Origin of the sequence: Pseudoalteromonas citrea, from assembly GCF_000238375.3 — a bacterium.
Lineage (GTDB): Bacteria > Pseudomonadota > Gammaproteobacteria > Enterobacterales > Alteromonadaceae > Pseudoalteromonas > Pseudoalteromonas citrea.
In genome coordinates, this window is the sequence record NZ_AHBZ03000012.1 from 532,142 (window position 1) to 554,008 (window position 21,867).

Here is a 21,867-nt window from a genome sequence, read left to right on the forward strand (position 1 = left end):
GAAATGTGGTACATTTTTACTACCACGTTTGAAATTTATTAACACCCAAGCAATATTATAGTCGATGTTCAAACACTTGCGTGAAGTATGTTGATAAATAAAACTAGGAGCGACTTATCAAACTTTTCCTATCTAGTGCAAAAGCACTCTTGTTTGCAGGGTTATTGTTCATAACCTTTGGTTGGTTACTGCCTCATCAGTACCAAGTTAACCATAGTCAAACAATTGCAACAACACAGCCTCATCCATTTAAGCTCTTGCTAGATCTTAAAAACTGGCCAAATATCATGGCTTGGCATCGTTTGACAGGAATCAGGAACACGAGTATATCAACCCCCAGTACTGGAACTGGTGCGCATATTAAGCTAGAGCATGCATTAGGACATTTGGAAATAACAGTTGTAAAACAAAGTGACCACAACTTAGAGTTCTCACTACTCATAAATGATGAACACGCCGGCTATGGTAGGTTAACAAGCACAACATCTGCCAACAAAACAAAGATTAACTGGCATCTGAATGGCATGATCTACTCAAGCTTATTCGGTGGCTTTATTGCGCTCTATTGTGAGTTTTACCTAGAGCAAATGATAATATCTGCAATCAACAACATAAATACACACGTAAAGTTACAGGCAAACCAATGACCGTAAAGAATGCACAAGTAAAATCAAGCTTAGCGCTACTCATTGAAGAAAAGCTTGGTGTCACTATGATTAAAAAAGCTCATAGAGGCGCACATACTGGCTCAGATGATAGCTACAGTGCGCAAGGAAAGACACCTATTGACTATGTTGTGCAAAGTAACGACAGCCCGTTAAAAAGAGCGTTGAAACGCCAGCAACTCACGAAGATACAGCGCCAACTCAACATTGAGTCAATTATGGCAAATGCTTTGGCCTTATGCCCTGATGTCACCAGCCGCGGCAGGCCAGATCCTGACTGGTTAGAACACTTTATCGATTTAGCGGAAGATATTGCTAACCAGTCGATGCAAAAGCTGTGGGCAAAAATCTTAGTGGGTGAAACCGTCTCTCCGGGTACTTTTTCAATTAAAAGCTTACAAACCCTCAAACAAATGACACAACGAGAAGCGAGTGCTTTACAAAAGTGCGCTCCTTTATGTGGATATTTAGCAAAAGAAGACAGCTATATTATTTTAATTGGGTATTACAAAAAACCATCATTTTTCGACTTATTACGTAAAGGGAATAAGGAATCTATTAACCTTAGTAAAGCGGGACTGAGTTTTCCTAATGTATTAACTTTAATGGATATTGGACTGCTTTATAGACAAGAGATTGAATCGTCCAACCTGAAACCTGAACAGCCGTTCTCTTTGTCATTTCAGGGCAAAAAACTCTCATTAACAGCAAAAAGTAATGACTTGGTGTTGAGCTATTACAAACTAACGCAAACAGGTGATGAATTAAAAAAACTCATTACCGTACCAATAAATAAGCAATATAAAGGGCAATTAGAGCATGCTTTCAATGAAGAATTTGAGTGTAACTGGGAGTGAACAGTCCTCTTTAAATACTGGCTCAAGCTAACGTAATCAATATAAAAAACCCTGAAATATCAGGGTTTAATTAAGTCATTAAGTAATGTACGCATCAGTATTAAAAATGCAGCTGAATACCCGCAAATGGACCAGATGTATCAATGTCCGTACTAATATCATCAACGTCATCAAGTTCAAGTGTCATTGAGCGATAACCGGCACGAATTGCAACATCAACAGCCAAGTTATCAATCACTTCCCATGCAATGCCAACTTGATAATCACTGATCTTACTATCATCAATTGCAAGCATGCTGCCCTCAGCAAAGACGCTCAACCCCGTCATAGGTAAGCCAACTTCAGCACGTAAATAGCCAAGTGGTACTACACCAGAAAAATCCCTCGTTTCAGTGATTGATTGCCCTTCTGCTGTGCCTGCTAATTGAATAGAGCCATCGAATTGCTTGAAGTTCAAACCAAAGTCAAATGACACCAAATCATTATCGAACAACTCATAATATAATGTGTAATCAATATGATTTAAGTCTGTCACTGTGTTTGCTTGCGTGCCAACCGTGTAATTCTTACCATTGAACTCAAACGTTTCAGATAAAGTGGCAGAGCCATCTAATTCCAATTCGGTATATTTCAACTTAATGTTGGGCACTAATGGAATTGGATGCTCAAGGGCTGCGTAAAAACTGGTAAACGTTTCATCTTTAAAGTCAAAAGATTGGGCATTGCCTTTTTCTTGGTAACTCCCTGAGCTATCCGCTTGCCAGCCTTCCGCTCCTAAGTATAAACCAAGTAGAGTATCGGCATGGGCAACAGGAGCCAAACTTGCCATAGACAAAGCTGCAACTAGACAGTACTTTTTCATTTTTTATCCTTGCGCTAAAAGTTCACTAAGTTCGATAAGAGCTGCATTAGCTCGTGAAATATAATTTGCCATCACCAATGAATGATTGGCAACAAGACCAAAACCACTGCCGTTAAGGATCATCGGGCTCCAGACTGTTTCTTGAGTCGCTTCTAATTCGCGAATGATTTGCTGTAAGCTCACCCGCGCATTTTTCTTTTCTAATACATCTGCAAAATCATGCTCTACCGCTTTCAAAAAGTGCAGCAGCGCCCAACTTGCACCTCGTGACTCGTAAAATACATCGTCAATTTTCCACCAAGACGTTTTGACTTGCGCACTACTTGGCGTGTAAGTCGCTTGCTCTGCAGCACTATCTCCAGCTAGATCAGTATTGACTCGGTCTTGGCCTACGCTTGCGCTTAACCGCTGGCTTAGGCTTCCTAAGCGCTTCTCTGCTTCTTTTAACCAGCCTCTTAAATTATCGGCTCTGGCATAAAATTGGCTATCGCGATTACTCGGATCAGCAATCTGGTCTCGATACGCTATCAAGTGTTCAATACCGACGCGATATTCACCCTCAGCACTTGGCCAAGCCCATGCTGTTGAGCTTATATTAAACTGAGGCTGTGCCTTTTTCAGTGCTATATGTTCGGTAGACTGCGATTGAGAGCGGCTAAAGTCCTTACGCATAGACAAAGCAAGATCTCGTACCATTTCTAAAGCGCCATACTCCCATGCAGGCATGTTATCCATGAATACGCTTGGCGGGAGCATATCATTTGACAAATATCCACCCGGCTTATCTAGTAACGTTGCGCTCACTTCAACTAAAGTATTCGCAGTAACGTAACCAATCACTGGCTTCTGTGCAGTTTGCTGCTGCGCAGCAGCAACTACATCGAAAACATCGGGCTCCGCGCTCCAATACACGGCTAAAATATAGCCTAATAATACCAGGCCAACTAAGCCTGCTATTATTTTATTTAAATATTGCTGCATTATTAATCCTCATGATGGTGATGTGCTTTTTCTACTTTTTTAAATGAATCTTTCAATGAAACAACATCTATCATTGTAAAAGCTTGGCTGCCACTTGCAAAATGTAGTGTTAATTTACGCTTCTCGCCCGCTTTCAAAGCATACTCAGGTTCAAAGGCCATTAAATGATAACCACCCGGCTGAAATTTTACTTGTTCATTTGCAGCCACAACTAACTTGTTTACTTGCTGCATTTTCATCATGCCATTGTGGTGCACATGCTCATGGATCTCGACCCGCCCTAGCCCTTTAATTGTGGCTTTAACCAGTTCAAGGTCGTTGCGAGACTGATTATTTAAAGTAAAGTAAGCAGCTGTAGAATGAGAAGCAGGCAGGAAAGCCCGCACTTTAGCATCGCTTATAACAATATTAACGTTATTTTGAGTATGATCGCTGCTTTCATGCGCCGAATGTTCGTTATGTTGATGAGAAAGTGCGAAAGTCGAAACAGCAAGGCCGCTGGCCAACGCCATAAATTTAGCAAACATATGCTTTCCTTAAATAAAATAGCAACTATTTAAATCATACCATGAAGTCAGTAATTTGAAGTAAATAGTTTAGTACTAATTCCCCTCATATGGAGTGTAAAATCATGTAGATAAACCCTCGCTTAACAGCCACCCTAATGCCACTAACATTAATAACGGAACCGCGATAACAATAGAATTAAAGAGCAGCGCTAACACCACCCCTATCAACAAAACTAGCGCCAGCCCCACTACGCCAATGCTAAGCAATGCAAGCAGCGCAATCACCAGTACTATGCCAACTAACAAACCTGCGAGTTCCATACCTACCCAGCTTAGTTCATTAAAAAAGTTTGGAATGCTTATCCAAGCAAGCGGTGCATTCAACCACGAAATTGTAGAAAATAAAAACAGGGCAGCCAATATTAAAAATACAGTTTTCATCGCTTGCTCCTTAGCCTTATTTGGTTGGCATCGTATAATAAGCGACGCCATACGCGATAACGGTTAAAAGGGGAAATTTCAAAAATACAAAGAGCGCCAGCACCCGGGTTAACCAACGAGGCAAATTAAACCGCTCCGCAAGCCCAGCACAGACACCGCCCAATTTTTTATTTTTGATGTGACGAAAACATTGCTGCTTAAAATTAGATTTAGATTGTGTATACATAACGCCTCCAAAATACCGACTTATATTGGTGAGCCTATCTTTGGTTTTAAAAAAGAGTTTAAAGCTCACCGGTAAAACGCATGGTCAAGGTTTAATACCGAACTTAGTTTGCAGCTTGTTGAGACTTCTCGGCGACTTGCTGCTTTAGTTTTGCCAGCTCACTCGACAGTTGCTCTTCTTTTTCCAATGCATCAAACTGCGCCTGTGTGCTTTGCTGACCTAAATCATAGCTATCTACTTCAGATTCAATACGATCTACTTTACGCTCTAGCTGTGTAAATCGCGTCAATACACTTTCAACTTCGTCACAAGCCAGAGTTTGCCTAATACGAGCTCGTGCCGAGACAACTCTCTCGTGCCTTGATAACTGCTGCTCTTTGACATTCAATGCCGTTATTTTAGCCACAAGACGATCTGCATCGTCATTCAGCTTAGCAAGCGCATCTGACAATGAAACAAGCTGAGGCTGAGCCGCATCAATTTGCGCTTGTGCTGTATGCTTATGACTGAGTGCAGCCTTAGCGAGATCTTCTCTGCCTTTACTTAACGCATGTTCCGCTTTTTGTTGCCAATCATTCACTTGCTTTTGATTAGCTGCAATTTTTCGTGAAAGTGACTTTTGTTCACAAATCACTGTGGCTGCAGTCGCACGACACTGTGCTAACGTGTCTTGCAATTCAATTTTAATTTGTGCAGTCATTTTTTTTGGATCTTCAGCTTTATCTAAAAAAGCTGACACTTCTGATTTAATGAGATCTTCAATTCGATTGATTAAGGCCATGATCTGCTCCTTTGCATTGGCGTAAACATAACTAATAAAACTTGATATAAATAATATGTTCCAAGCTTTATGCCAAAGATTAAAAACACTTATAATTCATAAAGTTAATAGCATACTGAGTATTTCAGAGAGGGAGTACAATGAAGATTTTGACTAAAAAGTGGTGATTTAAACTAAAAAAGCCACACAATAAAATTGTATGGCTTTTTTAAATTTTAGTGTTTGTGCAAATACTTACTCAGGAACACACGCCAGTGCTTTTTCCATCACGCTTATATCAGCGCCTTGTTTGTGACCATTCTCTGATAAGTGGCGTCTAAACGCACGCCCACCTGGCTGGCTTTGAAAAATACCCAACATATGACGTGCAATATGCCAAAAGTTAGCGCCTTGCGTCATTTGCACTTCAAAGTAGTCATACATACTGCGTACTACCTCATGACGACTTTGCGTAAAGGCAGGCTCACCATATAAAAGTTCATCGACTTGACTCAGCATATAGGGGTTACTGTAAGCTTCACGACCGATCATCACACCATCTAAATGCGCCAGATGCTGCTGACAATCATCAAGGGTTTTAACCCCCCCATTAATACTGATGTGCAGATCTGCGAAGTCTTTTTTCAGTTGATATACTCGCGGGTAGTCAAGCGGAGGCACTTCGCGGTTTTCTTTCGGGCTTAACCCTTTTAACCACGCCTTTCGCGCGTGAATAATAAAATCGTCACAGCCAACTTGTTGTGATGCCTCAATGAGCGCCGTTAAAAATTCGTATGAATCTTGCTCATCTATACCAATACGCGTTTTAACCGTAACAGGAATCTCAACCTCAGCTTTCATCGCCGCAACACACTCAGCCACCAGCTGGGGTTCAGCCATTAAGCAAGCGCCAAATCGCCCATTTTGAACTCTATCCGACGGGCAACCTACATTTAAATTAATTTCATTGTAACCATATTCGCCAGCACGTTTCGCACATTCAGCTAACGCTTTAGGATCAGACCCACCCAGCTGCAATGCCACAGGCATTTCATGTTCGCCAAACGCCAAATAATCCCCTTTACCGAATAAAATGGCCCCGGTTGTGATCATTTCGGTATACAGCACCGCATGCTTAGTCAATTTACGATGAAAGGTTCTGCAATGTTTATCAGTCCAATCCAGCATAGGTGCCACGGAGAAACGCCTAAAGTCACCACCTTGTGTAAATAGATGATCACTTTTAATTATTTTTTCGATTTGGCTCATTATCAACCCCGCAACGCAAAACATTAGACTGTCATAAATTAGGTCGCGCAGTATACACGATACCCACCAAAACTGCATGTATTAGGTAGGCGAACGTTTACCGTTCGCTCAAACCTCAAAAAGCGCACCGTAGGCGAACGTTTATCGTTCGCTTTAAACCCCCAATAAAAAGCGCGGCGTAAAGCCCCGCCAACGCAGTGGAATAAAACCCACCCACCGTAGGCGAACGTTTACCGTTCGCTTAAACTATCAATGAGCGCATTTACCTACTACCTTTTACCAACACACCACGCTAATTTTCATGGATGAAATATGCATAAATCACACTTGCTGACAAAAGGTCGAGTTTCAATACCACACCACTATTACTCAATCACCCTCGTCACACATAAAAGAACCCCCTACTTCTCATCTTTAACAATAAACCGACCCGTGACAAAACAGCTAGTTGAGCGCTGTGAAAAACTATCAATCGATTTAATTGCCTTTGTGATCATGCCGGACCATATCCACCTACTTATTCAACTATCCACGGTAACGACCTTAAGTGACTTTATACGTTCATTTAAAGGCACATTGACGAGCATACTTCGCCCGTTAATAAACAATCAACGACTATGGCAACGCGATTACTATGACCATATGATCCGAAACGAAACCGAGCTGCTGCATAATGCGAGATACATCATCGCAAACCCACTACGTGCAAAACTCGTACAGAAAATTAGTCAATATCCTTATTGGTGGTGCAAATACTTATAAAAAGTGTCATAGGCGAGCGTTTACCGTTCGCTTTAAACCTCGATTTAAAAAAGCGCGCTGTAAAGCCCCACCAACGAACCGAATAACACCAAACCTTCGTAGGCGAGCGTTTATCATTCGCTAAAAAAGCCTTTTTAAAAAGCGCGGCATAAAGCCCCGCCAACGACCGAGTAAAACCAACCCATCGTAGGCGAACGTTTACCATTCGCTAAAAAAGCCTTTTTAAAAAGCGCGGCATAAAGCCCCGCCAACGACCGAGTAAAACCAACCCATCGTAGGCGAACGTTTATCGTTCGCTTAAACCCTCAATTAAAAATAGCGTAGCGTATAGCCCCGCCAACGACCGAGTAAAACCAACCCATCGTAGGCGAACGTTTACCATTCGCTAAAAAAGCCTTTTTAAAAAGCGCGGCATAAAGCCCCGCCAACACCAACCTACCGTAGGCGAGCGTTTACCGCTCGCAAAAACGCCCTTTTAACCCCATAAACACAACATCTCTTTTCCACACCTCAAATACAATATAAACTAGGCACTTACGTATAAAGTAGGTATTTAGTTCACCATGAAGTCCCATTTAGGTCGTCGAGCATTTTCAGCCATGGAGCTACACACATTGTTTAATGGCTATATTTATGGCGATGAACGGCAAAAACGTGAACAACCTAAACATTGGCACTTTTGGCTCCCTCTGATTGCTTACTACACAGGTGCCTATAGCGATGAAATTGGCAGCCTCAACCTTACTGACATAATAAAAAAAGACGGGGTACACTGCTTTAGCTTTACAACACACGGAAAGATACGCCACAGACTTATTCCGATTCATACCGCATTATGGCAAGCTGGTTTGGAAGACTATATTGAGCACGTAAAAGAAGAACAGCATTCACGTTTACTCTACGACTTACCCAGTAAGTCAGGCCGTTATAGCGAAAAAGTCAGGATCTGGTTTTCTGGCGAGGGTGAGCGTTTAGGGTATTTACAAAAATGTGATTTACCCTCTATCGATCAGCAAGGTCATAAAACAGCCATCAGTAGCTTACGTTTAAACTTTGAACAACAAATTCGCATTGCTGCGTTGCAACGCGCCAACAAAGCTGCATTTTACTATTTGTTAGGGTTAAAAGACGAGACAACTGCCGCTGCTCCGCCGCTGAGTGCATTAAAGCAAGTGATATCACCACTACGCGTGATCAATAACAATGTGCACTGGGTGAGGTTTCTAGATAGGCATAATTAATATTTATGCCCAGTTCACCTTCCGAGCGCGGCGTAAAGCCCCGCCAACGACCGCATAAAACCAATGACACCGTAGGCGAACGTTTACCGTTCGCTTAAACTCTCATTTCAAAAAGCGCTGCGTAAAGCACCGCCAACGGCCGTATAAAACCAACCCACCGTAAGCGAGCGTTTACCATTCGCTTCAACCCTCAATTTAAAAAAGCGGGCGTAAAGCCCCGCCAAAGACCGATTAGAACCACACCCTTCGTAGGCGAACGTTTACCGTGCGCTTAAATAAGCCTTTATTAAAATACGCGGCATAAAGCCCCACCAACGACCGAATAAAACCAATGCATCGTAGGAGAACGTTTGCCGTTCGCTTTAAACCCTCAATTCAAAAAGCACGGCGTAAAGCCCCGCCAACGTCAGAATTAAAACCAACCCACCGTAGGCGGACGTTTATCGTTCGCTTAAAAAAACCTTTATAGAAAGCGCGGCATAAAGCACCGCCAATGTCCGAATTAAAACCACCCCACCGTAGGCGAGCGTTTATCGCTCGCTTGAATACCTTAATTTCTATATTCGTCTATAACTTTATTGCTATCAATTTTCGATCACGCACAAAAAAGCCGCTTTACAGCGGCCTTTTGTATAACCAATGTTTAACTAATTAAATTAGTTACCACCAGTTAAGTCACCACAATCAGCTCTTAGCGCGATTGATTCTGCAGTTCCATCTGGAGTTACTGTAATTGGACCTGTTGCCATAGTTGTACCATTATCAAGAGGTATACGAGCATCAACTGTCACAGTATACGTAGCAGTAGTGGCTGGAACCATATTAGCCAGTGAGAATGACCCATTACCAGCGCTTGCCGCGATAGATTGCGCTTTACCAGCTAAACCATACGTCACAACCGCATTACTTACGTCAACTGTTTGACCGTCACCACATGCAGCTGTCACAGTAAAGTTTTCGCTAACTGGCTGCTCAACTGGGTTTACAAGTGTTGCTGTAACAGCACCACACACTTCTACTTCCTCGTTTGAGCTAAACCATACATTACCATTAACATCAACGATTGATACTGATGCTGTTGCATCTGCAGAGATACCAAAGCGTTTAGCGTTATCTGCTGAAACTAATGTTGTAGTCGTTGAACCACCAGCAATGTAGCTGTTTGCTGATGCATCACTTGAAGCTAATTGAACATATAGTCCATCTGCTGGAACGGCATCACCTGTCACATTTATAGAGATATCTGAAGAACATGCTTCAATTTCAACCGTAGATGAAAAGAACGTTAAATGGTTTGTTTGGAATGTACCAGTGAAGGTATTTGATTCAGCATCCAAATCACCGATTGTCACTACATTTTCTTCGTCAGACCAAACACCTGTGTCTTCATTATGCGACTTCAACTTGAGCGTATCGCCCGTTTTAATTGCAACGCCATTTTTCTTGGTATCAGCAGGAATGGCCATTGTTACAGTGATCTCACTGTCACCAAAGCTTTTTACTTTATTCCCGTTAGCATCAGCCATAAGAATGTTTGCTACACCGGCAGATTTAGCCGTGCTTGCAGCGTCCGCAGCATTTAAGCCAGCAGGAACAATTGCCGCTGCCGCGCTTGATGAGCTATCAGCACCACTTACGCTTAATGACAACTCACCTGAAATTGCATTTCCGGCAGCATCTAATAACTGAGTGCCCGCAGGAATATTTGCACCAGCCCCTGATTTGCCTGATGACGCAGCTTCTACAGCCGTAGACGTAGCACCGCCAACAGCACCAACAGTTTCAGCGACCGTCGTAACACCCGCACCATTCGCCAATGTTAACGCTAACTGAGCAGCGACAGATGAAACACCTTCAGCAGCCGTTAAATCAATTATAAAGCTTTTACCAATGTAACCGTCAGCAGTAACACTCACTGTCACTTCAGTAATGTCAGAGTCTGCTTTTTTAGTAAATACAACGTTACCGTTTGCTGCATCCACAACCTTTAATTCGTTACCATTAACATCTACAATGTTATTCGCTGCTTCGCCATTTTCTAAAAATGATAGCTTCGCATTTAAAACGTTAGTTGTTACTGAATCAACAACGTTTGCATTAATAACTAAACCCAATTCAGCTGGCGCATCAGGTGCAACAACAACTGGGTCAGTTGGCTCTACAGGTGGTACAGTTACATTGTTGTCATCATCACTGAAACAACCCGTTAGAGTTAGCGCAGCAGTAACAGATAGAGCGAGAAGTGATTTTTTATTAGCAAGCATGGTTAGTCCTTGTGTTCCTTTCAAAATTAACAACTACTTTTAAGTGCGCTGTTAACAATACATTAAATTCAACCATTACTATATGCATAGCAACAGTTAATGGCAATTTAGACATTAAAATTTAATAAAGTTAAGCAGGGACTTCATTCACTCCCTGAACTTCTGCCAAGTTAAGTTTACCTAAAGTTTATACAAACCAAGGCCTAGCTTTAACTTTTAGCGTTACAAATGTAGCATATGCAGCGCAAACATCCAACAGAATAATACCTATGTACGACATGAGATCATATAAAATGGTACTAATATGATAAACACTTGCTATTAATCATAAATTTTGTTGCTACTTTACTATTAAACTTATATTTTTCTCATCTCAACAGTAATCCGTTGGTATTTTTTATTAACCTCGATACAATCGTATTTTAACGCATTTAAACTCTCGATTTTGAGTTGTTGCGACACAAAATAACACTACAACACGGTTGACTCATGCGCAAAAAAACCAACACTTTAATGTGGACTTGCTTGATGGCAAGCACCCCACTTATGGCTGCAACAACAGATAATCAATCTTTTTACGGCTACACAGGGCTAATTAACATCCCAAATGCTTATGTAACCGACTTCGGTAGCTTACATACGCAATATAATAATCAACTTGAATACCGAGCAGACGTTGTTGATGGACATAACTTCACAATCAACACCGGTGTATTTGAAGGGTTAGAAGTAGGCGGTAAAATTGCCAGTAATAGCATGCACAACAACATGTTTCATGATCGAGAAAAAGGCATTAGTGAAATTCGTGATCTCTCTTTCAATGCTAAATATCAGTTGCCGTTTATTCCCAAAAATTGGTTTTCATTGGCCGTGGGCGCACAAGACATAGGCGGTGCTGCTAACAACTACAAAGCTTACTATGCGGTTGCAACCAAACGCTTAGGCGACTTTGACTTAACACTTGGTGCAGGCACAACAGATAACCTAACAAATCGACTAGATGGCCCATTCGCCGGTGTGCAGTGGCATGCAACAAACTGGTTAAGTATAACTGCTGAACACGATGGTGAAGCAACCAGCTCAGGCCTCAAACTACATGTGCCAAGCAAGTGGTTAAGCAATCAACTTGCCATTAGCCTAGCTGTAAACTACTACGACCATAAACAAAGTGAAGACGATGTCTATTTTGGTATTAACTTTAAATACCAATTAAATAAACCTGAACATAAAAGCTTTAGGCCGGTAAAGCCGGCACCACAGCTTTTGCCTCAAACCACGACTCACATAGAACCAATAGTACCAAACACTGCTGATTCAAACAGTTCTGGGCCAAAAGCTCCCCAACTAAAAAATAAGCCAACTTTACTGAAATCAAAGCAAGTAAAGCACACAGCCACTGACTCAGAGTTAGAACAAACAGCCATGGCCTTTAAAGCAGCGTTGCTTGACGATGGATTTGAAAACATTCATGTTGGTTATAGCCTATCTAGTGTGCACGTTATTATTGAAAACCATGTATTTAATCAAAACGAATTAGACGCAATAGGGTTGATATTAGGCCGACTACAAGCGCACTTTAACTACCCGGGTATGGACTTCAACTTAGTACTGCAAAAGCTAGAAATACCGCAAATACAAATATCTGGCCAGTTAGATGATTACAGAGGCTTTATACAATCAGGCAGTGCACCAAACTTAGCCATCACCAACCGAGTAAACATACAGCATGGCGGCCTGACTTGGGTTAATTTTGGCTCGACGAATAGCCCGTATTACACGCCCCGCTTAACGCTAAGCCCTGACATTGTAAAAGGCGTAGCCACTGAACTTGGTGTACTTGACTATTCACTTGCATTAAAAGCGCAGCTAGAGGTACCGATTTGGCAAGGTGGCTCTATTAACGTTACCGGTACGCAAGGTATTGCCACGTCAGACGATTTTAAAGACAACAAGCCTTTTACAAGGTTTAGGCATAAAGATGGCCTTACCAGCTTAACCTACAAACAAAACTGGCAGTTACCCTACAATATTTATAACCAAACGCAAATTGGCTATTACTACGATTTTACTGATTACTTAGGCTTTAAACACCAAAGTATGTGGATGAGTGAAAGCGGCCGTCACCAAGTCAGTGCACAGCTTGGCTACTTTGACTATCAAGATTTTGATGGTGACAAAACAATTTACAATACCAGCTATCAGTACAACTTATCAGAATACGATATCAGCCTATCAGCAAGCGTTGGTAAGTTTTTCAATAAAGACAGCGGCTATAAGCTCACCAGTAAATTCTGGTTTGGCGATACATCACTCGATGTTTATTACCTTGACACCAAAGGCCGGTTTGTTGGTATAGGCTTAACCGTGCCACTCACTCCTCGTAAAGACTATGCAACCCCGTACGGAGTTATAAAAGGTAAGAGCAATTGGAGGGAGCGTATACAAACCCGTGTAGGTGAATCACATAACAACGTCGCATTTGGTCTAGGCAAATTGCCGTTTGATGATACCTCAATTGAAACAGAGTTGTTTAATCAGAGTAGGTTATCAGAGAGTTACATTCAACATCACTTACCTAGGTTACGCGAGGCTTATTTCAAGCTCAATTAACAAAGGTTCACTGTTAATGTGAAGGAAGAAAACAGCACAGTGATGGGTGGTGTTGAGTTTACTCAACACCACCCATCACTGTTTATAAAATTAAAACAATAACAAACCGATACCTAATTCCCATCCTTTTAAAAATATCATATAATAGTAAAGCCCGTTGGCTATTCCAGATACAAAACAAACATTATAACGGACTACAATGAAAACATCTGCAGCAGCACGAGATAACTCTGAATCAACAACTCCAAAAAATATAAGGAGTGTACACTTTAATCAAAACGAAAATATTGTATCTGAAAGAAGTAATTTCATTCACATTTATTGCCCAACTTCATGTATTAATACCATTGAATCCGTATTGGCCAATCATAAGGTGGCATACGATATAAATAATTACGCAATTCAAGACTTTGCTGATGCTACTCTATGCCACTTTCAAAGTTCCGAACTGGATGATCAGCAACAGGCTTTTCTCATCTCAGCCACCGAACATGGGAGCTGGGTAGAACCTCTAGTGGGCTACCTGGACAGAAAGTTGGGCTATACAGAGGTTAAATTATTACACACTGGTTATTTTTTACATCAAAAAGCCTTTTCATTGCTGTCTAACAACCGACACAAGAATGAAAAACGCTGCATTGATCTACTTTTTGTAATCTTAATCGCCATCATTGGCATCCCTGTTGGGATAATAACTGCACTCCTCATCAAACTTGAATCTCCAGGGCCTATATTTTTTAAACAACGTAGAACAGGCCAATATAATAAAGAATTTGATGTAATTAAGTTTCGCTCTATGCGTAATGATGCAGAAAAGAACGGTGCTCAATGGGCCACCCAAAATGATGCAAGAGTAACTAAAGTTGGTAAATTTATTAGAAAAACGCGAATTGATGAGTTACCACAATTAATTAATGTGTGTAAGGGTGAAATGTCAATTGTAGGTCCACGACCTGAGCGGGAAGTATTTATCAATGAATTAGAAAAAGAAATACCATATTACCGATTTCGTCATGCTGTAAAACCTGGTATCACAGGGCTTGCTCAAGTAAAGTACCCTTATGGCGCATCGACGGAAGATGCTATTTGGAAGCATAAGTTTGATATTTATTACATTAAGCACCAGAACTGGCGTATGGAGTTGAAGATTCTACTCTTAACCGTTAAAACCGTTATTTTTGGAATGGGAAGGTAGCAATGAGTTCAAAATTTTCCGTATTATGCTCTCTGTATTTTAAAGAAGAGCCCGCTTACCTAGAGCAATGCTTCGAAAGTTTAGCGTGGCAAACACTTGAAGCCAACGAAGTAGTTGTAGTTCATGATGGCCCTTTAACTGATGCACTATACAAAACGTTAGATAAATGGAAAAAAAAGCTTCCTGTCAAAGAAGTTATTTTACCTTGTAATGTAGGCTTAGGAGAAGCTTTAAACGCGGGGTTGGAAGAATGCAGCTATGATTTGGTAGCGAGAGTTGATACCGATGATATTAACCATCTAGACCGATTCGATAAACAAATCACTTATATGGACTTAAATCCAGATGTAGCAGCATTAAGTTGCAACATAAACGAATTTGAAACAGACCCAGATTTACCTTCAAGAATTAGAGCGGTGCCTAAATCAGAAGACATCAAAGCTTATTCACTTAGGCGTAACCCTATCAACCATATGGCTGTGATATTTAGAAAAAAAGCAATAATTAATGTTGGTAGTTATCAACATCTGCATTTTATGGAAGATTATTACTTATGGCTAAGGCTACAGGCTAAAGGTTATTCACTAGCTAACCAAAATATGATTTTAGTAAGTGCAAGAGTTGGTAACGGTATGCTGGAAAGAAGAAGAGGCTTCAGGTATGCAAAGAGTGAAATTAAAATCATGCAAGAAGTTTACAAACTAAAACTAACACTAAACCCTTTAGTTTTAGTTTATTTTTCTTTAAGGGCTCTGTTACGACTAGTTCCAAGTAAGTTTCTATCTAAGATATACTCTTTAAATAGACATAAAATCGCACCTTAATCATTAATAAAGCCAATTTAACCATTGGCTTTATTAATATAAAGGTTATTTTTTTAAAATCCCCACAACAGCATTACCCTCTCGAACTATCAGTGAAGTTATCTCTTTACTTTCCATTACTTCATAAGCTTCTTGTATATTCAGTTCAGGAGATATTGAAGCCGGGTTAATTGAAGCGATATCTTTTGCTACCAAATCGAAGGCATCTCTACCTTTTGATTCCATAGCTCTCCTCAAGTCGCCATCAGTTATAATAGCTAAGGTTTCATTATTTAAATTGACTAATGTTAACCCTAAATGGCTTGATGATATTTTATCAATAATAGAAGTAAAATCAGCATCCGAAGCAACGCTGGGAAGGTTGTCAGAAAACATTTCATCTCGCACTTTTGACAGTAATCGACGACCTAAACTCCCCCCAGGATGAAAACGTGCAAAGTTCTCAGGTTTAAAACCACGTACATCCATTAAAGCGACTGTTAATGCATCACCCATAACAAGAGTTGCAGTAGTTGAAGATGTTGGTGCTAACTGCAAAGGACAAGCTTCTTTAGGTACAGCAATATCTAGATGACAGTGCGAATTTAAAGCAAGTGTAGAGTTTTCTTTACCTGTGATCGCAATAACGAAGTTATCATTATCACGCAAGAAAGGTAATAGCTTTAACACTTCATCAGTTTCACCTGAATTCGATATAGCAATGAACACATCTTCTGGCTTCACCATTCCAAGATCACCATGAAATGCCTCTCCAGGGTGCATAAAGAAACTTGGTGTACCAGTACTCGCAAAAGATGCTGCTATTTTCTTCCCGATAATTCCGGATTTTCCCATCCCACAAATAATTGTTCGACCTTTTGTGTTAATAATGGCATTGATAGCCACTTCAAATTCAGAACCTAACCTTCTTGCCATGTAATCCAATCCTTCTATTTCGGTTTGAATTACCTCTCTTGCAATATCAATTGAACTAGCCATTTAAAATGTCTTCTCTTCCATTATTTTTTTGATAGTTTCGTAATCGTCATTAGTACCTATACCATGAGGGACTACACCATCAAATGTCATTGTCCCGATACTCATTCCGTGACTTAAAGCGCGCAACTGCTCCAAATTTTCATAACTCTCAAGTTCATCTTCTGCGTATGAACAAAATTCTTTCAAAGCAGAAACTCGGTAGGCATAAATCCCGATATGTCTTTTTGCAAATGACAAATCAGAAGGGCTATCACGATTAATTGGCGACGCGGAACGAGTAAAATAAAGCGCTCGACCATTATGGCCAAGAACAGCTTTGACAACATTAGGGTTTACAAAATCATCTTGAGAACGCAAAGGAACAACAACGGTTGTAAGATGGTAAGAGGGATTTGCCAACGTAAATGAAACGAGTTGTTGAATAAGCATCGGCGGAATCATAGGTTCATCACCTTGCACATTAACGACAACGGTTTCATCGCCCCACTCCTTGATCTGCACAACCTCATTAATACGATCAGTGCCAGATTGGTGCGCGGAAGCTGTTAAAACAACTTGAATATCCTCTCCTTTTAACGCATCACTGATTCTTTGATCATCAGTCGCAACGAAAATATCAGCTTGCTTGATACCCGCGTCTTTACACCGCTCAATTACATGCCAAATAACTGGTTTATCGATTAGATTTAATAAAGGCTTACCAGGCAGTCTAGATGAGCCATACCGTGCTGGGATTACAACTTTCACACTCATTATTTATTGCTCCATTGTTGCAAAGTCATCTAAGCAAATTTTATCAAGTAAAGGTTGATATACCTCTTTTAGTGGTTTATCAAGTTGTGGCACTAACAATAGATCAACAAACTCTCTTACCATCCCATTTCCACCTTCAAGAGACGAAACCCAATCTGCACTATCGATAGCTAAACCTACCTTCTCAAAGACTGGTATATCCAGCACATCATCACCTAGGAAAGCAATTTGATCTGATGTGATTCCATACTTAGAGCAGATATTCATTAAAGCGGGAAGCTTATTTTTACAACCAGTAATTATTTCATCAAAACACAGTTGTTGACAGCGAGTATCTAAAGCGGAACTTGCTTTACCTGAAATAACGCCAGTAAGAATATTGTGACTACGTAATAACTCTATTGCTAAGCTATCCTTAACATTAAACGATTTGAAGAACTCACCTTCCTGGTGAATATAAATAGAGCCATCAGTCATGACCCCATCAACATCAAGTAAAACCATTTTTATATTCTTACAAACTTGGTTATCTAACATAACTAGGCCAATTTAGATTCGATACAAGCACGACGATGAACAACCCCATCAATCTCGAGTAGGGTCTCTAATAGCTCCTCCATATGTTTCAGCGGCAACATATTTGGACCGTCACACAATGCTTTATCTGGGTCGGGATGTGTTTCCATGGAACAAGCCATCAATACCGATGGCTACTGCTGCTCTTTCAATCGCTGGTACGTGATAGCGATCGCCACCAGTTGAACCATTCAGAGTACCAAGCATTTGAACACTGTGCGTTGCATCCATTACAACTTTGCATCCTGTTTCTTTCATGATGGTTAAACCGGGCATGTAGTTAACAAGCTGACCAAAGCCAAAACTAGTACCACGATCACATAGCCATATATCCTCATTGCCAACGGCGCGACACTTTTCAACGACTGGCGCCATGTCAGCAGGGTGTATCCATTGGCCTTTTTTGATATTTACTGGCTTACCCATTGAAGCAACTCGTTGAATAAAACCAGTTTGACGCACAAGAAAAGCCGGAGTTTGTAAAACATCAACAACTGATGCGACTTCATCTAACGGTGTATCATCATGAACGTCTGTAATAACTTTCACACCTAACTGATCTTTTGCTTTCTAAAGAATTTTCAACCCTTCTTCAATACCCGGGGCGGTAAAAGCAGACTTGGCAATATATTCAATACCAAGATTATTTGTAATTTCTTGTAACTCTGCAAAAGTATCTAGAACTAAACTTTCAGATTCGATGACACATGGTCCTGCTATAAAAAACATATACGCCCCTAATTAAAATAAAAATACTACAAAGCAGTGAAATATTTAAAGTGATACTACGAGCATTAGGTAATACTATTTCGCAGTTTTTTATTAAATTTTGAATCCAAATTTTCCTTTGCAAGTTCAACATTGTACTCAGATTTACACTCATGGTTTTCGAAAGAGAAACTACTCAATAAATGTCCAAGTTCGTTAGGGTTTTTATAGATATAAAGGTTATCTTTCATAATTCTTGAATCATAAAAATCAGAAATAAACACTGGCATTCCGGTTAGTAAACACTGCATTATTTTTGCTGGGATCACTCCATTCATCACACCTTTATAAGGAATTATTATCCCATCTGAATTACTCATAATAGATTCCAAGAGGGAGGTTTCATTACTCTCGTACCCCATAGCGGTAATAAAGTCATATTCATCAACAATTCCTAAATCATCAACCCCCCAAAATAACAACTCAATTGATTTAGACTCAAGAACTTTTAAAATGCTCATATCAAAGTGCGATGAAATAGTTCCAAAGAAAGCTAATTTAGTGATGGTTTTTCTTATAGGATTACATTCATATTTGGGTAAAGAAATATCACTAACCGATGGTAGTATTTGAAAAACATTATGATGCTCTCTGGTTAACTTATCTCGCAAATAATAGGAATCAACCAGAATTGTGTTTGCAAGACACAATAAGTCTTTTTCATTTAAAATAACATTTTTACTTATATTAGGCCAATCTGAAAAATTTCTTACGCAGTCATACACTAAGTGATCAGTTGACACTAAAGATAGTACAGATTTAGTAAAAGAACATGGTACATACACTATTATATGGTCATAGTTATCGTACCTCATATTCCTACACAGAATCTTAGCTGAAATATCATTCAAAAATGTAACATGTGGTATATTAAAGCATTTATATTCAAAAAAATCAGATGACGGATAAGGATTAGAGTGAGAGCGAGGTTTAGTGCAAAACTTAGCCTTTAAGTATGAGTACCAACGTTTGAAAGTAAATAAAGATGTCGACTTTATTCCAGAAACAAAATCTACGTCATAGCCATCATCGATAAAAAATTCAGCCACCTTGTGATGCCTTTGAAAAGTCGCATCCCAATTCACCCCACTTAATATTAAGACTCGTTTTCTCACTTTATAACCTCGCCATTTCTTGAATAATTATTGAAAAAGCAAATTATCACTACAAAAAAATATATTGGCATGTAATGTATATTCAAAAACAGTGCAGACAAACATGTAAATGTAGTAATTGAATCAATACTTTTTTGTTTATTTATACTAAATAAACTTAAGGTAATCACAAGTAACATCACAACACCATACTCAAAAGACATACCAATATATGAATTATGTGTATCTCTTGGCAAGTAATCGAGCAACGTCAAGTATCCATAACCAAATGGATTTTCCATAATGAGACCCACAGCGGCGTAAACAGATTCGTATCTAAATAGTAACGAATTAAACTTAATATCAATTAAACTTTGCTCCAATTCAAAGACATCAGAAACAACAACAGAGAATACACTATGAATTTCATCTTTAAACTCCACGAATACAGGAACAAAAACAAAACTAATAAAAATGCAGATAACAGGCTTAATGAAAGTATATCTAACTTTAAATATTCGAGCTTGAATTAATGAAAAAGAAGATAGCAAAACAGCTGTAGCGCTTCCTGACAAAACCACACAAAATGCAAACAAAAGTAATATCACTTTCCGTCTAACAAAGCTCATATCCTGCTTATCGAAATAAACAAAAAGGAAAAGCAAAGCAAAAATAAAACCCATAAAATTAGGGTCGTTAAAAGGGCCAGAAAACCTTGGAGTGATGTAGACAACAACAGAAAACAAAACCACTCGCCCCAGAAAAATATAAGCCAGAAAATCAAGAACTATTAATAAGGATATTAATGTATAAAACCTTATAACATATGACACCAAAACATCAAATTTTAAACGACAATTAGAAACAAAAAATGGGACTGCTATAAATAGTAAAAAGAACCCTATTCTAGATACATCTCCAAATATATTAACACCTACAGCCAACGATAAAAGAATAAGCAGTGGGATTGTTAAGGGTACTATATATATAAATCTACCAGTAATACCTTTCCCGACAAATATAAGATAAACAAAAATCAAAGACAACAAAGTAATTTGAATAACATTTGTTATTTTATATGCTATAAAAATTTCTAGCTGACCAAAAGTCAAATAGACGCAAAGGACAAAAAAAACAAACCGATTAAGACTTAACATACTAAGGTTCACACTTTAAATTCAGACAAACAAATATTCTGAATAGATTCACAAAACCTCTCTCGTGAATGGACTGAGATATCATATTTTACTTTAAGAGTATAATCTCGTTCAATAAAACTATCAATTTCATTACTAAAGCTTCCAGAATCAACTTCCAGGATTGGTCTTCCTGCAATTGTATAATCAATTAATTTACTTGGAACCTGAACTCCACCTTTATTAGTGAAATTAATGAGAAAGTCCATACCAGACAGAGCAAATATACATTCTTCTCTAGGAATCAAAGGTAATATTGACAATTTACTACCCAATAGACGCTTATACTCACTGAATAGCTCCATAGAAGAATGGTTGTCCATATCTGTATAAACTACGAACATGAAATCCATTTGGATTTTCGCTAAATATTCGAAAAACTCTTTAGGCTCTCTTAATTCTGGATACAACACACCAGCATAAGCAAATTTAATTGAACTTCCTTCCTTATAGCAATCGACTCTATATTCTTTATGCTCAACAGTTTGAGGGACAATCTTAATTTTTGAACGATGTACTAAGTTATCAAAAGCAGGTAGCATTAAAGGAGTAGGAATAATAACCTTATTAAAAGCTTTCAGAACACATCGTTCTATTTTAGTCGAAAATATAAATTTCGTTGCATTAGATTGACTAAACGGGTCTCCATAATCAGCTATTAGAACACGGCTATTTAGCCTCCCTAACACTTTCAAAAGGGCAACCATTATATGAACGGAAAAAGGGAGCCCTATAGATATAGTGCAATCGTAGGTTTTCTTCTTATCTACTAATTTTGGTATCATGACAAAGGACCACTTTAAATCCCTTCCCCCAGGAAGTATGTACTTTAGAAGGTTTTTAATTCTAATCTTAAAACCTATTTTTCCTTCTTTTTTAGTTAACCCATTATAAGATTCACTTTTGCTCTTACTCGGGGAAATCAACTCTACTTCGTGCCCGGACTTAGTCAGTGCTAAAAAAACTTCCCTTGTCCGAAAGCCTCGAGGGGTAATATCATCAGCATTATAATAACTAACAATCAAAAACTTCATGG

General features: G+C 39.4%; 22 protein-coding genes and 1 pseudogene. 7 read left to right on the forward strand and 16 right to left on the reverse strand.

All coding sequences use genetic code 11. The features are described from left to right. Nucleotides 1–164: 164 nt before the first annotated feature. Both PCIT_RS02435 and PCIT_RS02440 read left to right on the forward strand, forming a co-directional pair. Nucleotides 165–647, forward strand: coding sequence for an SRPBCC family protein (locus PCIT_RS02435; RefSeq protein WP_157592879.1), 483 nt, complete (start codon nucleotides 165–167; stop codon nucleotides 645–647). After that, on the forward strand, nucleotides 644–1,522 hold the full coding sequence (locus PCIT_RS02440; RefSeq protein WP_010361493.1) for a TIGR03899 family protein: 879 nt from the start codon (nucleotides 644–646) through the stop codon (nucleotides 1,520–1,522). Before PCIT_RS02435 ends, PCIT_RS02440 begins: the two co-directional genes overlap by 4 nt. Before the next feature lie 100 nt (nucleotides 1,523–1,622). On the opposite strand, the gene PCIT_RS02445 is transcribed toward PCIT_RS02440, so the two are convergent. From PCIT_RS02445 to dusA, 7 genes are all read right to left on the reverse strand, one after another. Continuing rightward, nucleotides 1,623–2,384 (reverse strand): TIGR04219 family outer membrane beta-barrel protein, encoded by a 762-nt coding sequence (locus tag PCIT_RS02445; RefSeq protein ID WP_010361492.1) that lies wholly within the window; start codon nucleotides 2,382–2,384, stop codon nucleotides 1,623–1,625. Nucleotides 2,385–2,387: 3 nt separating this feature from the next. Further along, nucleotides 2,388–3,365, reverse strand: a complete 978-nt coding sequence (locus PCIT_RS02450) for a DUF2333 family protein (RefSeq protein WP_010361491.1) — start codon at nucleotides 3,363–3,365, stop codon at nucleotides 2,388–2,390. Nucleotides 3,366–3,367: 2 nt separating this feature from the next. Next, a complete protein-coding gene (locus tag PCIT_RS02455; RefSeq protein WP_010361489.1) occupies nucleotides 3,368–3,892 on the reverse strand; it encodes a copper chaperone PCu(A)C in 525 nt (174 codons plus the stop codon). Between the two features lie 102 nt (nucleotides 3,893–3,994). Beyond that, complete coding sequence (locus PCIT_RS02460) at nucleotides 3,995–4,315, reverse strand: hypothetical protein (protein ID WP_010361488.1); 321 nt, start codon at nucleotides 4,313–4,315, stop codon at nucleotides 3,995–3,997. A 16-nt stretch (nucleotides 4,316–4,331) separates the two neighbouring features. Next, nucleotides 4,332–4,541, reverse strand: coding sequence for a PspC domain-containing protein (locus PCIT_RS02465; protein WP_010361487.1), 210 nt, complete (start codon nucleotides 4,539–4,541; stop codon nucleotides 4,332–4,334). A gap of 103 nt (nucleotides 4,542–4,644) precedes the next feature. Continuing rightward, nucleotides 4,645–5,322: a PspA/IM30 family protein gene (locus PCIT_RS02470; RefSeq protein WP_010361485.1), complete on the reverse strand. Its 678-nt coding sequence runs from the start codon at nucleotides 5,320–5,322 to the stop codon at nucleotides 4,645–4,647. 234 nt (nucleotides 5,323–5,556) lie between these two features. Further along, complete coding sequence (gene dusA / locus PCIT_RS02475) at nucleotides 5,557–6,570, reverse strand: tRNA dihydrouridine(20/20a) synthase DusA (protein WP_010361484.1); 1,014 nt, start codon at nucleotides 6,568–6,570, stop codon at nucleotides 5,557–5,559. A 312-nt stretch (nucleotides 6,571–6,882) separates the two neighbouring features. On the opposite strand from dusA, the gene PCIT_RS02480 reads away from it, so the two are divergent. Further along, the gene (locus PCIT_RS02480; RefSeq protein ID WP_010361483.1) at nucleotides 6,883–7,332 is read left to right on the forward strand and encodes an REP-associated tyrosine transposase; all 450 of its coding nucleotides are present in this window, start codon (nucleotides 6,883–6,885) and stop codon (nucleotides 7,330–7,332) included. Between the two features lie 563 nt (nucleotides 7,333–7,895). Continuing rightward, a complete protein-coding gene (locus PCIT_RS02485) occupies nucleotides 7,896–8,573 on the forward strand; it encodes a site-specific integrase (RefSeq protein WP_010361482.1) in 678 nt (225 codons plus the stop codon). Between the two features lie 656 nt (nucleotides 8,574–9,229). Here PCIT_RS02485 and PCIT_RS02490 read toward each other — a convergent pair. Further along, nucleotides 9,230–10,837, reverse strand: a complete 1,608-nt coding sequence (locus PCIT_RS02490; protein ID WP_010361481.1) for a hypothetical protein — start codon at nucleotides 10,835–10,837, stop codon at nucleotides 9,230–9,232. A 489-nt stretch (nucleotides 10,838–11,326) separates the two neighbouring features. Between PCIT_RS02490 and PCIT_RS02495 the strand changes: the two genes are divergently transcribed. The 3 genes from PCIT_RS02495 (at nucleotide 11,327) to PCIT_RS02505 (ending at nucleotide 15,466) form a co-directional block, all read left to right on the forward strand. Then, nucleotides 11,327–13,447 (forward strand): YjbH domain-containing protein, encoded by a 2,121-nt coding sequence (locus tag PCIT_RS02495; protein WP_040697972.1) that lies wholly within the window; start codon nucleotides 11,327–11,329, stop codon nucleotides 13,445–13,447. Nucleotides 13,448–13,646: 199 nt separating this feature from the next. After that, nucleotides 13,647–14,642, forward strand: a complete 996-nt coding sequence (locus PCIT_RS02500) for a sugar transferase (protein WP_010361479.1) — start codon at nucleotides 13,647–13,649, stop codon at nucleotides 14,640–14,642. Nucleotides 14,643–14,644: 2 nt separating this feature from the next. Then, complete coding sequence (locus tag PCIT_RS02505; protein ID WP_010361477.1) at nucleotides 14,645–15,466, forward strand: glycosyltransferase; 822 nt, start codon at nucleotides 14,645–14,647, stop codon at nucleotides 15,464–15,466. A gap of 45 nt (nucleotides 15,467–15,511) precedes the next feature. On the opposite strand, the gene PCIT_RS02510 is transcribed toward PCIT_RS02505, so the two are convergent. The 8 genes and pseudogenes from PCIT_RS02510 to PCIT_RS02540 form a co-directional block, all read right to left on the reverse strand. Next, entirely contained in the window at nucleotides 15,512–16,444 is a 933-nt protein-coding gene (locus PCIT_RS02510; RefSeq protein ID WP_010361476.1) for a KpsF/GutQ family sugar-phosphate isomerase, read from the reverse strand. Then, nucleotides 16,445–17,197 (reverse strand): 3-deoxy-manno-octulosonate cytidylyltransferase, encoded by a 753-nt coding sequence (gene kdsB / locus PCIT_RS02515; RefSeq protein WP_010361475.1) that lies wholly within the window; start codon nucleotides 17,195–17,197, stop codon nucleotides 16,445–16,447. It lies immediately after the preceding gene. Between the two features lie 3 nt (nucleotides 17,198–17,200). After that, nucleotides 17,201–17,734: a KdsC family phosphatase gene (locus PCIT_RS02520; RefSeq protein WP_040697973.1), complete on the reverse strand. Its 534-nt coding sequence runs from the start codon at nucleotides 17,732–17,734 to the stop codon at nucleotides 17,201–17,203. 2 nt (nucleotides 17,735–17,736) lie between these two features. After that, a complete protein-coding gene (locus PCIT_RS23025; RefSeq protein ID WP_238347985.1) occupies nucleotides 17,737–17,883 on the reverse strand; it encodes a hypothetical protein in 147 nt (48 codons plus the stop codon). Next, nucleotides 17,858–18,502 (reverse strand): annotated as a pseudogene (gene kdsA / locus PCIT_RS23030) (3-deoxy-8-phosphooctulonate synthase). Before kdsA ends, PCIT_RS23025 begins: the two are co-directional and overlap by 26 nt. Before the next feature lie 65 nt (nucleotides 18,503–18,567). After that, a complete protein-coding gene (locus tag PCIT_RS02530; RefSeq protein WP_010361473.1) occupies nucleotides 18,568–19,590 on the reverse strand; it encodes a glycosyltransferase family protein in 1,023 nt (340 codons plus the stop codon). Between the two features lie 62 nt (nucleotides 19,591–19,652). Further along, nucleotides 19,653–20,747: an O-antigen ligase family protein gene (locus tag PCIT_RS02535; protein WP_238347988.1), complete on the reverse strand. Its 1,095-nt coding sequence runs from the start codon at nucleotides 20,745–20,747 to the stop codon at nucleotides 19,653–19,655. A 53-nt stretch (nucleotides 20,748–20,800) separates the two neighbouring features. Continuing rightward, nucleotides 20,801–21,865, reverse strand: a complete 1,065-nt coding sequence (locus tag PCIT_RS02540; RefSeq protein ID WP_010361471.1) for a glycosyltransferase family protein — start codon at nucleotides 21,863–21,865, stop codon at nucleotides 20,801–20,803. Between the last annotated feature and the right edge of the window lie 2 nt (nucleotides 21,866–21,867).